The sequence below is a fragment of the Lentzea terrae genome (genome assembly GCF_003265345.1).
Taxonomy (GTDB): Bacteria; Actinomycetota; Actinomycetes; order Mycobacteriales; family Pseudonocardiaceae; genus Lentzea; species Lentzea terrae.
In genome coordinates, this window is sequence record NZ_QFWW01000010.1 from 21,971 (window position 1) to 36,188 (window position 14,218).

The 14,218-nt window shown below is 68.5% G+C and carries 10 protein-coding genes; 3 read left to right on the forward strand and 7 right to left on the reverse strand.

What is annotated here, in order from left to right:
• Positions 1-61 precede the first annotated feature (61 nt).
• Positions 62-898, forward strand: a complete 837-nt coding sequence (locus DI276_RS17165; RefSeq protein WP_198680706.1) for a phytanoyl-CoA dioxygenase family protein — start codon at positions 62-64, stop codon at positions 896-898.
• Complete coding sequence (locus tag DI276_RS17170; RefSeq protein ID WP_112264455.1) at positions 895-1,161, forward strand: hypothetical protein; 267 nt, start codon at positions 895-897, stop codon at positions 1,159-1,161. Before DI276_RS17165 ends, DI276_RS17170 begins: the two co-directional genes overlap by 4 nt.
• Here DI276_RS17170 and DI276_RS17175 read toward each other — a convergent pair.
• The 6 genes from DI276_RS17175 to DI276_RS17200 form a co-directional block, all read right to left on the reverse strand.
• Positions 1,158-3,101 (reverse strand): family 43 glycosylhydrolase, encoded by a 1,944-nt coding sequence (locus tag DI276_RS17175; RefSeq protein WP_112264563.1) that lies wholly within the window; start codon positions 3,099-3,101, stop codon positions 1,158-1,160. The two genes, DI276_RS17170 and DI276_RS17175, sit on opposite strands and share 4 nt — an antisense overlap.
• A complete protein-coding gene (locus tag DI276_RS17180; protein WP_112264457.1) occupies positions 3,098-4,732 on the reverse strand; it encodes a glycoside hydrolase family 27 protein in 1,635 nt (544 codons plus the stop codon). The genes DI276_RS17175 and DI276_RS17180 overlap by 4 nt, the downstream gene beginning before the upstream one ends.
• Positions 4,733-4,805: 73 nt before the next feature.
• Positions 4,806-6,260: a non-reducing end alpha-L-arabinofuranosidase family hydrolase gene (locus DI276_RS17185; protein ID WP_112264565.1), complete on the reverse strand. Its 1,455-nt coding sequence runs from the start codon at positions 6,258-6,260 to the stop codon at positions 4,806-4,808.
• Positions 6,261-6,291: 31 nt separating this feature from the next.
• Entirely contained in the window at positions 6,292-7,311 is a 1,020-nt protein-coding gene (locus tag DI276_RS17190; RefSeq protein WP_112264459.1) for a cellulose binding domain-containing protein, read from the reverse strand.
• Positions 7,312-7,522: 211 nt separating this feature from the next.
• On the reverse strand, positions 7,523-8,575 hold the full coding sequence (locus DI276_RS17195; RefSeq protein ID WP_198680707.1) for a LacI family DNA-binding transcriptional regulator: 1,053 nt from the start codon (positions 8,573-8,575) through the stop codon (positions 7,523-7,525).
• 175 nt (positions 8,576-8,750) lie between these two features.
• Complete coding sequence (locus DI276_RS17200) at positions 8,751-9,524, reverse strand: FadR/GntR family transcriptional regulator (protein WP_112264463.1); 774 nt, start codon at positions 9,522-9,524, stop codon at positions 8,751-8,753.
• Positions 9,525-9,844: 320 nt separating this feature from the next.
• Between DI276_RS17200 and DI276_RS17205 the strand changes: the two genes are divergently transcribed.
• Positions 9,845-12,220, forward strand: coding sequence for an RICIN domain-containing protein (locus DI276_RS17205; RefSeq protein ID WP_232836722.1), 2,376 nt, complete (start codon positions 9,845-9,847; stop codon positions 12,218-12,220).
• Positions 12,221-12,407: 187 nt separating this feature from the next.
• Here the strand turns inward: DI276_RS17205 and DI276_RS17210 are convergent, their stop codons facing one another.
• A complete protein-coding gene (locus tag DI276_RS17210) occupies positions 12,408-13,781 on the reverse strand; it encodes a glycoside hydrolase family 6 protein (RefSeq protein ID WP_112264465.1) in 1,374 nt (457 codons plus the stop codon).
• Between the last annotated feature and the right edge of the window lie 437 nt (positions 13,782-14,218).

The window sequence follows — 14,218 nt, forward strand, 5'->3', positions numbered from 1 at the left end:
CTACCAGTACTGGGTGATTACAACCCACGCCCAGCACGGACGGCGTACCTACGTTCGTCGCATGGGAACCACTTTGCTCACCTCGGTGCAGCTGGCCCGTTTCGTCTCGCACGGCTATCTGCGCATGGACGCCGTCGTGCCGGACGAGATGAACCAGGAGGCACTGGAACTGCTCCCGAACGGGATTCCGGACGTGCCGTACGGCATCCCGGTCGCCGACGCCTACCCGTCGGGGTCCTTCCCCCGCCGCCTCCTCGAACTGCCCGAGGTCGCCGGCGCCCTGCAGGCCCTCGTCGGCCCGGACCCGGCCGTGGACCACCACGCGGTGCACGTCCGCGAACCCCACGAGGGTCACGCCCAGGCGTTGCACGGCGACGCGATCATCGACGTGCGGCCGGACGCGTTCGACGTCCAGCTCATGTACTACCCGCAACGGGTCAGCCCCGACATGGGCGGCACGCTCGTGGTGCCGGGCAGTCACCTGCGCCGCACCAACGAAAGCGACACCGGCCGCTACCAGAACCTGCGCGGCCAGACCAGGCTGGTCTGCCCGGCGGGCACCGTTCTGCTGCTGCACCACGGGATCTGGCACGGCGGGCGCCGCAACGACAGCGACCTCCGCCGGTACATGTTCAAGATCCGCTTCAACCCGACGGTGCCGCAGGTGCGCCTGTGGGACACCGCCGACATGGCCGACCCCGAGGTCGCGGCCGAACTGAGCCGCTACTTCCCGTGGTACGAGCAGGCCACCGGCCGGCTGGAGATCTACAACCGCGTGCTGCTGTGGCGCGCGCTGACCGGCGACCCGTCGTTCGACGTCGAGCACTGGGTCACGCGCGTCACCAACCGCCCCGCCCTGAGTTCGGCCCCGAGTTCGGCACTGAGGAGCCACGCATGAGCATCCGGCAACAGGTTCTGGTCCTGTACCTCTCCAACTCCGCGCTCGACTCGCCCGTGGTGGGCTGGTCCCGTTACGACGGCACGGGTGCCACCCAGCCCACCACGGGCGACTCCGACGAACCTCCCTACCCCGACGGCGTGGCGGCCCTGCGGGACGGCTGGCGGCTCATCCAGGCGTCCCAGCTGCTGCCACCCCAGCCGGGGGTCGAGTACGGCACGTCGTTCCTCAAGCACGAGTTCTTCTTCGAGAAGCTCCTCTAGGGCGTGGAGAGCTCGAACCTCGACACCGTGACCGCGCCGCCCAGTGCCTGGGTGGCGTGGTTGAAGATGCCGAACCGGTAGCCCATGAAGAACTGCCACTCGTTCTTCAACGTGAAGCCGGTGCCGAGCGAGGTGAAGTTCACCCCGTCGGTGCTGTAGGAGAACCGCGCCTGCCGGCCGCTGCCCGGCCGGATGTCGGCGTTGGCGCGCAACCAGATCCGGGTGCCGGTGAAGTTCGTGCTCGCGATCTCCGTGCCGGTGCCGGTGGTGTTCCAGTTGCCGTCCATGGTGAGGCCGTTGACCATCACCACCCGGTTGCGGCCGCTGTCGCGCTTGATCCCGATCCAGGCCGAGGAGTCCCGCAACATCGCGAGACCGCTGCGGTCGCCGTCGCGCATCGACGTCAGGTCGAGCGTGACGGTGGCCGTGGACGACGGGCCCTGGATGCGGTGGGTGAGTGTGTTGCGGGCGTTGTACAGGTCGTTGGTGACGGTCGCCGTCGAGAGGCGCAAACCGTTGTTGACGCTGTACTTCGTGGTGTCGGGGTTGTGGTTCCACTCCCATTGCGGGCCGAGTGCGGTGCCCTGGAACGTGTCCACGCCGATCATCGGTTTGACTTGGCGCGGTGGCGGCGGCAGGTTCGGCATCGGATAGGTGGCGCCCCAGCCGCCGTTGACCGTGGTGATGCGCGGCCAGCCGTCGGCGGTCCAGGTGATCGGCGCGAGCACCGGCATGCGACCGCCGGGGTAGGCGTCGATGAAGGCCATGTAGTACCAGTCGCCGCGCTGCGTCTGCACCAGGCCGCCCTGGTGCGGCACGCCGGCGCCCTGGACCGGGCTGGGCATGTTCAGCAGCACCTGCTGGACGGTGTACGGGCCGAACGGGCTGGACGCCTTGAGCACGTACTGACCGTTCGCGGGCCTGGTCAGCCAGATGTAGTAGCTGCCGTTGCGCTTGTAGAACCGGGCGCCTTCCAGCGTTCCGATGTTCGACGGCGTCTGGAACACCTGCTGGGAGCGCACCTCGGACTTCCCGTCCGGCGAGAGCTGCGCGACGCTGATCTGGGTGTTGCCGTAGGCGACGTACATCGTGTCGTTGTCGTCGATCAGCATGCCGGCGTCGTAGTAGCACTTCGGGATGGTCGACAGCTTGGACCACTGCCCGTCCACCGCGGCGGCCGTGTAGATGTGGGTCTGGGCGAAGTCGACGCACCCGCCCCAGTAGAAGGTCTTGTTGCTCTTGCGGTAGTTCAGCATCGAGGCCCAGATGCCTCGCACATATCCGCGGCCACCGTTGAGGTCGTACTTGGCGCCGAAGTCCAGTCGTGGCACCGAGTGTCCGGCGTACTCCCAGTTCGCCAGGTCGTAGGAGCGCAGGACCGGCGCACCCGGCGAGTAGTGCATGGTCGACGCCGAGTAGTAGTACGTGTCGTCCACGCGGATGATGTCGCCGTCCGCGAAGTCCTGCCACATCACCGGGTTCTTGAACGTGCCGGCCTGCGGCGTGGTGGTGGTCGTCGTCGACGTGGGCGGACTCCCGGTGTCGTTGCAGGTGACGCCGTTCAGGCGGAACGCCGCCGGGTCGGGGTTGGCCGAGGTGAACGTGCCGTTGAAGCCGAACTCGACCTTGCCGCCGGTGGGCACCGAACCGTTGTAGGAGAGGTTGCGCGCACCGACCTGCTCGCCGGTCTGCGTGATCTCGGCGTTCCAGTGCTGCCCGACCTTCTGGCCTGCGGCGTACGTCCACTCGAGCGTCCAGCCGCTGATCGCGTCACCGGTGTTCGTGATGGACACGGACGCGCCGAAGCCGCCCTGCCACTCGGAGGTCTTGGTGTAGGTCACCGAACAGCCGGGAGCGGCCTGTGCCACCGTGCTCGCGGCCAGTCCTCCGGCCACGAGGGTGAGTGCGGCCAGGGCTGCCGCGACCGGCGCCCGCCTCATGACCGCGTCCACTTCTGGTTCGCTTGGCCGTTGCAGGTCCACAGCACCAGCCGCGAGCCGTTGGCGGTGCCGGACCGTTCCACGTCCAGGCACAGGCCGCCGTTGGCGTTGCGCACTGTTCCGTCGGCCTGCAACGTCCAGCGCTGGTTCGCCTGGCCGTTGCACTGCCAGACGATGACGCGGGTGCCGTTGGCGGTGCCCTGGTTGTACGCGTCGAGGCACTTGTCGCCGTAGACGCGGATCTCCCCGTTCGGCCAGGACGTCCACTGCTGGCTCGCCGCGGTGTGGCAGTCCCAGATCGTCGTGTTGGCACCGGCAGCGGTGGAGGCGTTCTCGACGTCGACGCACCGGTTCGATGCCGTGCCGCGCAGCCGGGCGGTGGTGGCGGTGATCGGGCTGCCGCCGCTCACCCGGTACGTCGCCACGCCGTGGGCCGGGACCGAGGCGGAGATCGCGCCCGAGGTGGTGGAGGTGCCGCCGGTCCAGAGGTCGGTGAGCGTGAAGCTGGTGCCCGACAAGCCGATCTGCGCGGCCGTGGTGGAGACGGTCGCGGTGCCGTTGCCGCGGTTGAACAGTCCGATGGCGACCGTGCCGTCGGAAAGCGGCTTGGCGAACACCTCGGTGGCGCCGTCGTCGCGCACGCGGCGACCGCCGATGCCGAGCCGGTCCTGGTTCGCCGCGATCAGGCGCTGGTTGCGCAGGACCGCGCTCACGTCCCCGGACATCGTGCGGATGTCGTTGCCCGCCATCAGCGGTGCGGCCATGAGCGACCACAACGCGAAGTGCGAGCGGGACTCGGTGAGGGTGAGGCCAGGGCGTCCGACGACGAGCATGTCCGGGTCGTTCCAGTGGCCGGGGCCTGCCTGGACGGCGAGCGGCGCGGTGATGTCGACGACGTTGCCCACGCCCATCGGATAGCTGTTGACGTTGCCGTTCTGCCAGATGTCCAGCAGGTCCTCGGTGGTGCGCCACAGGTCGGCGACCTCGCCCCAGTTGTACTTGTCGCCGGTGGGCGCGTGGAAGCTGTTGGGGTTGATGCTGTAGACGATCGGGCGGCCGGTGGCGCGCAGCGCGTCGCGCATGATCGTGAACCGGGCGACCTGCTCGTCGCGGGTGCCGCTGCCGGAACACCAGTCGTACTTCAGGTAGTCCACGCCCCACGACGCGAACGACCGGGCGTCCTGGACCTCGTGGCCCTTGCTGCCGGTCGAACCGGGGTGCGTGCCGACGCCCTGCGCGCACGTCTTCTCGTTCGGTGCCTGGTAGATGCCGAACTTGAGCCCGCGCGCGTGGATGTAGTCGCCCAGCGCCTTCATGCCGCTCGGGAACTTGGTCGGATGCGCCCGCAGGTTGCCGCCGGAGTCGCGCTGCGGGTCGAACCAGCAGTCGTCCACGACCACGTACTGGTAGCCGGCGTCACGCATGCCGGAGGACACCATCGCGTCCGCGGCCTGGCGGACCTGGGCCTCGGTGATGCCGCAGCCGAAGCTGTTCCAGCTGTTCCAGCCCATCGGCGGGGTCACGGCCGGACTGCCGGGTGCGGCCTGCGCGACGGGTTGTGCGGTGACGGTCGCGAACGCCACCAGGACGGCGGCGGCGAGGTGCGGCAGTTTCCTGGACCGGACGGGCATCGGTGCCCCTTTCTGGTGCTCAACAAGGGTGACGCCGCCGGGTCGGGGGTCCGGCGGCGTCGGTCCTGGCAGGTCAGCAGGTCGAGTTGGTCTGGGTCAGCAGGCCGAGCTTCCAGGGCAGCTTGTTGTACTCACCGCCCGCGTTGGGATCCATGCCCTGGTACAGGAAGCGGAGCTTGCACGGACTTATCTCCATCGTCTGGTCGATGCCGGTGCGGATCATCTCGCCGTGGCTGATGTCGCGCGTCCACTGTCCATTCGGGAACGTCGTGTTGTTGTGCCTGGCGAACGGGTTGTTCTCCTCGGCGGCCAGCGGGGTCCAGGGACCGGTGATCGCCGGTGCGGTCCAGGTGCGGAACCAGCGCCTGCCGTCCGACCCGATCGCCTCGTGCACCAGCAGGTACTGGTTCTTGCCGGCGATCTTGTAGACGTTGGAGGCCTCGAACAACCGGTTCTGGTTCGGGTCCTGCATCGCGATCACGGTGTTGGTGAACCCGTTGGGGTACTGCGCCATCGTCGTCTCGGACCGGTAGAGATGGCCGTTGTCGTCGGACGAGAACAGGTAGCACTTGGCGTTGTCGCACACCACCCAGAAGTCGACCCAGTAACCGTCGCCGATGTTGTCGCGGATGATCTGCGGCATGCCGTTGGCGTAAAAGTTCTTCGGCGCCGACCACGACGAGGGGTTGGAGATGTCCGTGGTCGTGGAGTACGACGCGTTCGAGCCCGTTTGGTACACCAGGTACCACAGGCGTTGTGGCGCGAAGTAGTAGACGTGCGGCGCGGCCTTGTAACCGCTGCCGACCGCCGTGCGGTCCAGGTAGTGGTGCTGTGCCGAGGAGGCCTGCGACCAGTCGCTGAAGCTCATGTACACCAGGTTGTAGCCAGTGGTGTAGACCGAGGCGAACACGTGGTACTTGCCGTTGTGGTAGACGACGCTCGGGTCCTTCACCGAGTAGACGTTCGGGTGCGCGCCGTCCGGCTTGGGGCCGATCAACGCGCCGCTGGAGGACCAGCGGAAGCTCGACGGCAGGTTGCCCACGGGCGGGTTGCCCGTCGTGGTCGTCGTCGTTGTCGTCGTGGTGGGGCCGACGTCGCCGGTGCACAAGGTGCCGTTCAGCGAGAACTCCGTGGGGTTCGGGTTGTTCATGCCGGTCGACGAGCCGTTGAACCCGAACTCGACCTTGCCTCCGGTCGGGATCGACGCGTTGTAGGACACGTTGCGCGCGGTGACATCGCCCCCGGACTGGGTCGCGTCGGCGTTCCACGCCTGCTTCACCTGCTGGCCGGCGCTGAAGCTCCAGGTCAGCGTCCAGCCGTTGATCGCGTCGCCCAGGTTGGTGATGCTGACGTTCGCGGTGAACCCACCGTCCCATTGCGACGGTGCGGAGTAGGACACCGAACAACCGGGTGCGGCGGCAGCGGGCGGAAGCGTCGCCGCCGACATCGCGGTCACCGCGAGGAGCGGCACCGCGGCGAGCACCGCGAGCCGGGCCCGCCGGGAGTTGAACAGTCGCGCGAAGAACATGATCACCCTTCGTCGTCGGAGGGAATCTGGATCACGGGCCGGTGCCGGAGCAGGTGGCGGCGCTGATCGCCGCTGTGCCGGCACCGGAGGCGAGGAAGCCGAACGTCGCGGAGCCGTTGGGACTGATCGTGCCGTTGTACTCGGCGTTGGTGACCGTGACCGAACCGCTGGCCGTGCCACCCCAGGTCTGCGTGACGGTGTGGCCGTTCGGCAGCGTGAACCGGACGGTCCAGCCGGTGATCGTCGACGCGGTGGGGTTGGCAACGGTGACCTCGGCCTGGAAGCCGCCGTTCCAGGTGCGCGTCACCTGTGGCGTCGCCGTGCAGGTGCTGCCCGGTTGCCCCGGGTCGCCGATGCTGCCGGGCACCGACGACAACGCCCGGAACCAGACCGCGGCCATCTTGCGGTAGCCGGCGGCGTTCGGATGGATGCCGTCGGGCAGGTCGGAGATCGGCACCGCCGGGTACATGTCCACGACGTGCACCCGCTTGCCCGCCGCCGCCTTCGCCCGCAGCAGCGGCACGATGGCGGCGTTGTAGTTGCGCACGGTCGCGTCGGCGAACCGGATCGGGATGATCGTGGAGACGAAGACGTCCGCGCCCGGCGCCTGGCTGGTGATCTTGTCCACCAGCGCGGAGAGCCGCCGGGGTGCGCCGGCCGGATCGCTGCCGTACATGTCGTTGGTGCCGATGTGCAGCATGATCGTGCGCGGGGTGTAGGTGCGCAGCCAGTTCACGACGTTCGCGTCGATCTGCGCGATGGTCCAGCCGGGGTGGCCCTCGTGGTTGCGGTCGGGCATGCTGCTCGGTCCGTCCGTCAGGGAACCGACGAAGTCGACCGAGCGTCCGGCGTTGCGCAGTGACGTCCCGAGGTCGAGCCGGTAGCCGCCGATCGAGCCGCCCTGGGTGATCGAGTCGCCCAGCGGCATCACCCGCACCGGAGCGGCGGCAGCAGTTCTGGAGTCCGCAGTGGACGAATGGGCGACCGCGGGTGACGCCGCCAGCAGGACGGCGGCGAACACACCGCACAGCGCCTTCAACGGGTTCGGCATGGAGAGCCTTCCCGGGAGACCGAGGTGACAGGGACTTCCAGCAATGTAACGACGGCGTCACACCCGGTCAAAGCTAAACTTGTGAGCGTTCACTTTTAGCTCGCAGCAGTCGATTATGTCGAATTTCCGTTCGACTGCAGGAGAAATGCTCGCGCCTGCACAGCGGGTTCGGAACGACCGCAGCCCTACGCTGTTAGCGTGAACATCACGTTCACCCGCGCGGCGCTGCCACCGATCCGCCCTGACGCACCGGCATCGGCACTCGATGGGTCAGCGGAGCTCGCGCGCCGCGCGGGCGGACGACCAGGTCCACCAGGACCTTCACCGCCCGCACCCCGAGCTCGTAGTGCGGCAACGCGACCGTGGTCAGCCGCGGTCGCAGCCACGAGGCGACGGGGTGGTCCTCGAACCCGATCACCGAGACGTCCTGCGGCACCGAGAGGCCGGCCTCGTCGAGTGCCTGGTACGCCCCGGACGCAAGGTGGTCGTTGAGGCACACCAGCGCCTGGGGCCGGTGTTCGCGCAGCAGTGCCGCGGTGGCGTGGTAGCCGTGCTCCTGTGTCCACTTCGGACACCACTGGGCACTGGCGACCTCGATCCCCTCGGCGGTGAGGACTTCACGCAGGCCGAGGAGGCGTTCCGCGGCCGCGATGCCGTGCGGCGGAAGATCGCACGGACCCGGTCCTGCGCCGATCAGGTGAATCTCGCGGTCGTGCCCCGCCTCGACGAGGACGCGCGCGGCGGACCGGCCGGCCTGCACCTCGTCGGGCAACACCGCCGGAGCCGCCGTGCGGGTCGTGGAGGTCGCGTTGAGCAGCACGGCGGGACTGTCGTACGAGGAGTCCGGGACTACGACCGTCCTGGTGTGCATGGAGGCGAACACCACGCCGTCCGCGCGCCGTTCGCGCATCGCGTCGGCCAGCGCCCGCTCGACCACCGGATCTCCGCCGGACTCGGCCACGAACAGCATGAACCCGAGCCGGTACGCGGCATCCACCGCGCCCTTGACCATGTCACCGGCCCAGCCCGACGACGCCACCGTGTCGGACACGAACCCGATCGTCTGCGACCGCCCCGCGCGCGGCGGCGCGGTCCCGGCGCTGCGCCGATAACCCAGTTCGTGTGCCGTCGACCGCACTCGGCGCTCGGCGTCCGCGGAGATGCGGAGCTCCCGCGCGCGCCCGGTCAGCACCAACGACGCCGTCGTGACCGACACCCCGCTCGCCGCCGCAACGTCGGCCAGCGTCACCCGCGTCCGTCCCACCGCCGATCCGCCTCCCATTCACCGTTCGCGCCGGCCGCTCTCGCGGCCGGAGTACCACGAAATGCAGGTGAACACCCGCGCCCCGGCCGACTTGTCGCAACCGGAGCAACACGATGCCGATGATCACCCGTCCTCACCGTGCGGCCTGGGCGGAGGGGCCGCGCGGCGGACGTACTCACCTCTTCAGCCGGTCCGGATCCCCGGCCTCACCGCGACGGACCAGCCACGCCTCGGTGATGTGCGTGAACATGGCATCGGCCGCACCGGCCGCGTCCCGGTCCGCGATGCGCTCGTAGATGTGCCGGTGTCCCGCATTGGAGGCCTGGCACAGCTCACGACCGCTCTTGCCCAGGTAGCCGGCCACGGTGATGGCCTGCGCCTCCAGCGAGCGCACCACACCGCGGGCGATGCGGTTCCCCGACGCCTGCATGATCTCGTCGTGGAAGAGGCGGTCGTGCTCCTCGTACGTGGGCACGTCGTCGACGAGCTCGTCCATGCGGTCCACCAGGGCCCGCAACCGCTCGACGGTGTCCTGGTCGGCCGTCTGCGCGGCGACCTGCGCCATGTCGGACTCGAGCAACCGCCTGGTCACCACGAGGTCGTCGAGGACCGCGAGGCTCTCGTCCTCGGCGATCGTGGCGGCGAGGACCAGCTCGTCGAGCATGTTCCACCGCACCGGCGGGTTGACCATCGTGCCCGCGCCCTGGCGGACCAGGACCAACCCCTTCTCCTGCAGCACCTTCACCGCTTCGCGGATCACCGTCCTGCTCACCGAGAACGTCTCGCAGAGCACCGGCTCCGGCGGCAGGGCCGCGCCGGAGGGGTACGTGCCGCGGACGATGCGCTGCACCAGCTCCGCGGTGACCGCGACCGCGAGGCTCGCCGGTCTGCGCGTCCATCCCGGCGGCGCGGACGTGCCCGGTTCCGGCTGGCGACCTCTCGCTGTCATCTTCGACTCCGTTGCGCCGCGGCCTGTTGCTGGACTCCACAGTATAGGTAACACCATTGACGTCACACGTCATACGAGTTAGTTTTCGCCTTGTTCCGCAGCCGGCCAGGACGGCCGGATCGGCCCTGGAGAAGTGAGCCGCAATGAAGCAGCGCCCACTCCGGTTCGCAGGAGTCATCGTCGAATTCGTGGCTCCGCCGTTCGACAAATCGCTGCGCCCTGTTTGATCTTCCGCCACTGAATGTCCACACAGGACACAAGTCTGTCCCGTTCGCCGCCACGGGAGGCCGATCCAGCCGATTCCACCCTCAGGAGGTCCCTTGTCCACGTCCTCGTTCACCGCAGTGCGGCGGCGAACAGCACTCGCCGCCGTCGCGGTGGTGGTGGCCGCAGCGATCGCCACCGCTCCCCCTGCCTCCGCTGCCACGACGACCCTGTACGCCTCCCCGGCCGGCACGGGAACGGCTTGCACCGCCGCTGAGCCGTGCTCGCTGCCGGCAGCACAAGCGGCGGTGCGGTCCCGCAACAGCACGATGTCGGGTGACATCGTCGTCGAGCTCGCCGACGGCGTGTACCGGCTCTCACAACCGTTGCGGTTCACCGCCGCCGACTCGGGCAACAACGGCTACCGCGTGCTGTGGCAGGCCGCCGCGTCGGCGAGGCCCGTCATCAGCGGCGCCAGGGCGGTCACCGGGTGGTCGGTCGCCGACGCCGGCAAGAACATCTGGCGCGCGAACGTCGGCACCGGTGTCGACAGCCGCCAGCTTTACGTCAACGGCGCGATCGCCACCCGCGCGCGCACGCAGGTGAACCGGGCCGACTTCACCTTCACCGACACGGGCATGCGGTTCTCGAACAGCGCGCTGAACTACCTCAACAACATCGCGAACCAGAACCGCGTCGACGTGGAGAGCGTCAACTCGTTCACCGACAGGTACTCGCCGGTGCAGAGCATCAGCGGCAACTTCCTCACGATGCAACAACCCGCGTGGAACAACAACACCTTCGGCTACGACACGCTCAGCAAACCGCACCGCGCAGGCCCGCTCTACCTCACCAACGCCTACGAGTTCCTCGACGCGGCCGGCGAGTGGTACCTCAATCCCGGCACCGGCGTGCTGTACTACATCCCGCTCGCCGGGCAGAACATGAACAGCGTCAACGTGGAACTGCCGGTCGTGCAGTCACTGGTGAACGTCGGCGGCACTTACGACGCGCCCGCGCGCAACATCACGTTCGGCGGCATCACCTTCACCGGCACGTCGTGGCTCGGCCCTTCGAGCAACCAGGGTTTCGCCGACCAGCAGACCGGTGCCTACATGGCGGGCAACCAGAACTGGCCCGCCGACCGCATCAACTCGTGCCAGCAGGGCTGCGCGCAGTTCGAGGCGGTGCGGCCGCACTGGTTCCAGATGCCGGCGGCGGTGCAGGTCTCGGCGGCCAGCGGCATCACCTTCACCGACTCGAAGTTCTTCAACCTCGGCCAGACCGCGATCGGCATCGGCAACGACGCGAACGCGCACGCCAGCGGTGTCGGCCTGGGCGCGTCCGGCATCACCGTCACCCGCTCGGAGATCGCCCGCACGTCGGCGGGCGGCATCGTCGTCGGCGGCGTGCGCGCCGACGCACACCACCCGAGCGACCAGCGCATGGTCAACCGCGACATCACGGTCAGCTACAACAGGATCCACGACATCGCCGTCGAGTACCGGGGCAACGTGTCGGTGCTCAACACCTACGTCAACACCTCGACCGTGGCGCACAACGAGGTCTACAACATGCCGTACTCCGGCCTGTCGATCGGCTACGGCTGGGGCTCGAACGACGCGGGCGGCAGCAACCACTACGCCAACCGCGGCCTGTACAACTACCAGCCCCGGTACTCGACGCCCACCACCGCGGCCAACAACCGGCTCATCAACAACTACGTCCACGACGTGATGCAGCAGATGACCGACGGCGGCTGCATCTACACGCTCGCGTGGAACCCGAACGCGGAGATCAGCGGCAACTACTGCCTGCGCACCAACGGCTGGTTCGGGCTGTACTTCGACGAGGGCTCCAAGTACTACAACGCCAACGGCAACGTCTTCTCCGCCACCGGCACCTGGGCCACCGCGAACTACTGGGGTGGCGAGAACATGGGCAACTGGAGGGTCACCAACAACTGGTCCACCAACAACAGCACCAACATCACCAACGGTGACCGCGGCAACGTCGTGAGCGGCAACGTCGTCGTCACCAACAACAACTGGCCGGCCGGAGCTCAGGCGGTGATGGCGAACGCAGGTCCGGGCGGTTCCGGTGGCGGCGGCCGGGAGAACGTCACGATCGTCGGTGCCCAGTCGAACCGATGCCTGGACGTCGCCAACACCAACAACAACACCCAGGCACGGCTGTGGGACTGCGGTAGCGGGAACCAGCGCTGGAACTACACCGCTTCGCGGCAGCTGACCGTGCAGGGCAAGTGCCTTGACGCCAGCGGCAACGGGACCGCGAACGGCACGGCGGCCATCCTCTGGGACTGCCACGGCGGCACCAACCAGCAGTGGAACGTCAACGCCGACGGCAGCATCACGGGCGCGCAGTCCGGGTTGTGTCTCGACGCCAGCGGCAACGGGACGGCGAACGGCACGCTGATCCAGCTGTGGACGTGCCACGGTGGCACCAACCAGCAGTGGAGTCTGCGCAACTGACGCCTTGACGTTCTGGTGCGCGGGGCCGGGTATCGCCCGGTCCCGCGTTTCCGCGCGATCACCGCAGAAACGCGGGACGGCTAGCCAGGACGAGAGAACCGCAGCGCGCGTCCACACGCGACGGTTCCCCGTTCCGGCCGAGGTGATGGCCGGGACGGGGAACCGCCTTCTCCCTGTCGCCAGGACGTCAGGACGAGCAGGCCGTGCCGTTCAGCACCGGTCCCGAGAACGGTGGCGTAGACCCGCCGTAGTTCGCGTTGTACCCGATGGTCACCTGACCGCCGGCCGGCACCGAGCCGTTCCAGGACGCGTTGGCGACGCTGACCGCGTCCCCGTTGTCCGTCCACGTCCCGTTCCAGCCCTGCGTGACGGTCACGCCGGGAGCCGAGAACCCGAAAGTCCAGCCGTTGACGGCCGCGCCGCGGTTCTCGATCACGATCTCGGCGCTGTAGCCGCCCTGCCACTGGCTGAGCAGGCGATGGCTCGCCCGGCAGCCGCCGCCGGGGTTGCCGCCCGAAGTCGTGGTGGTGGTCGTCGTGGTCGTCGGGTCGGGACCCGCCGCGGTCGCGAGCTCGTAGGCCCGCTGCGGCACGAACTGGCCGGCCGGTGCGATGCAGCCGTCGGCCTCGCCGGGCAGCTTGACCCACAGGAACGCGTCGATCCTCGCGTCGCCCGTGTTCACCGTGCTCGGCGTGCCGATCGCGCGGCCGGGCGGGTCGCACCACTCGCTGCCCTGCGCCCCGTTGCCGTTGCGGCTGGTGTCGATCACGGCTTTGAGGCGGCTGTCGCCGACGGCGTTGAGCACGTTCTTGGCGAAGTTCACCTCGGTCGACGTGTAGTGGTAGTTGGACACGTTCGTGGAGATGCCGTCGGCGCTGTTGGAGATGTCCGCGCCGCGCAGGCGGTTCGCGGCTTCGGCCGGGCTCAGCCACGCGTTGTGGCCGATGTCGAAGTACACCTTGGCGCGCGAGGAACCGGACTTGAGCTTCTTGCCCGCGTAGGCCATGGACGCCTTGGTCTGGTTCTGCTGGTCGGTGTTCTGGCAGTTCGTCATCAACGGCAGCACGTCCGGTTCGAGCACGATCGTCGCCGGGCGACCGGCCAGTCCTGCGGCCACCTCGTCCACCCACGCCCGGTACGCCGCGTGCGAGGGTGCTCCGCCGCCGCTGGGGCCACCGCAGTCGCGGTTGGGGATGTTGTAGACCACCAGGATCGGGATCTTGCCCGCCGACGCGGCCGCGCCGACGAACGAGCTGATCTCGCTGCGGATCGACGAGGTGTTGGTGGTCGTGTACCACCGCGCCTGCGGGACCGAGGCGATCCGGTCGCGGATGACCGCCGCACGCGAGTCGCCGGGGTTGGCGGCCACCCAGCGCGCGCTGGAGCTCGCCGGGTCGACGTAGAACGCCGACTCCGCGGCGCGGACCGGGGCACCCCCGCCCGCGGCCAGGGCGACGGCGCCGGCCACGAGCACGCCGACGGCCGCACAGGCGCCCACCGCCGGCTTCCACCGCGTGGTCCGGTCGTCGACAGGGGTGCTGAGTGATGAGGGATCGCGCATTCGGGTTCCTCACAGCGTCGTTGCTGATACAGGGGATATGAGAGCGCTCTCACAACTGGCCGCGCCGCCGGGGAGAGCGGGTCCGGGCTCGGGGTCAACGTAGCCACGGCACCACGGGCCGTCAAAGCTAAAATGTTAGCGCTAACTTTAGCAATATCCATTCGCATGGCATCGCCCGCAGAAGTGGTTCAGGCCATTTTTCATGCGGATTGGGAGCGCTCCCTGGTTTTTCTGCTCCGTTCGGCTCAATCTCCGGGCGAAATTCGCAACGAAATCTTGTGAGCGCGAACACAGAGCTGTAACACTCCTGCACAGCGAGCCCTCGCGGCCGCTCATCACGCTCACCCGCACGTGAGTGAAGGAGACGGCAGTGCACAGTTTCGGTTGGCAGCGAAGACGTTCCGCCCCGACGCCACTGCGCCGCTGCTGACGAAGCA

Bases quoted from the DNA above. Each gene is read 5' to 3' on its own strand.
- DI276_RS17210 (WP_112264465.1), bottom strand. From the start codon at position 13,781: ATGCGCGATCCCTCATCACTCAGCACCCCTGTCGACGACCGGACCACG.
- DI276_RS17165 (WP_198680706.1), top strand. From the start codon at position 62: ATGGGAACCACTTTGCTCACCTCGGTGCAGCTGGCCCGTTTCGTCTCG.
- DI276_RS17190 (WP_112264459.1), bottom strand. From the start codon at position 7,311: ATGCCGAACCCGTTGAAGGCGCTGTGCGGTGTGTTCGCCGCCGTCCTG.
- DI276_RS17185 (WP_112264565.1), bottom strand. From the start codon at position 6,260: ATGTTCTTCGCGCGACTGTTCAACTCCCGGCGGGCCCGGCTCGCGGTG.
- DI276_RS17200 (WP_112264463.1), bottom strand. From the start codon at position 9,524: ATGACAGCGAGAGGTCGCCAGCCGGAACCGGGCACGTCCGCGCCGCCG.
- DI276_RS17180 (WP_112264457.1), bottom strand. From the start codon at position 4,732: ATGCCCGTCCGGTCCAGGAAACTGCCGCACCTCGCCGCCGCCGTCCTG.
- DI276_RS17175 (WP_112264563.1), bottom strand. From the start codon at position 3,101: ATGAGGCGGGCGCCGGTCGCGGCAGCCCTGGCCGCACTCACCCTCGTG.
- DI276_RS17170 (WP_112264455.1), top strand. From the start codon at position 895: ATGAGCATCCGGCAACAGGTTCTGGTCCTGTACCTCTCCAACTCCGCG.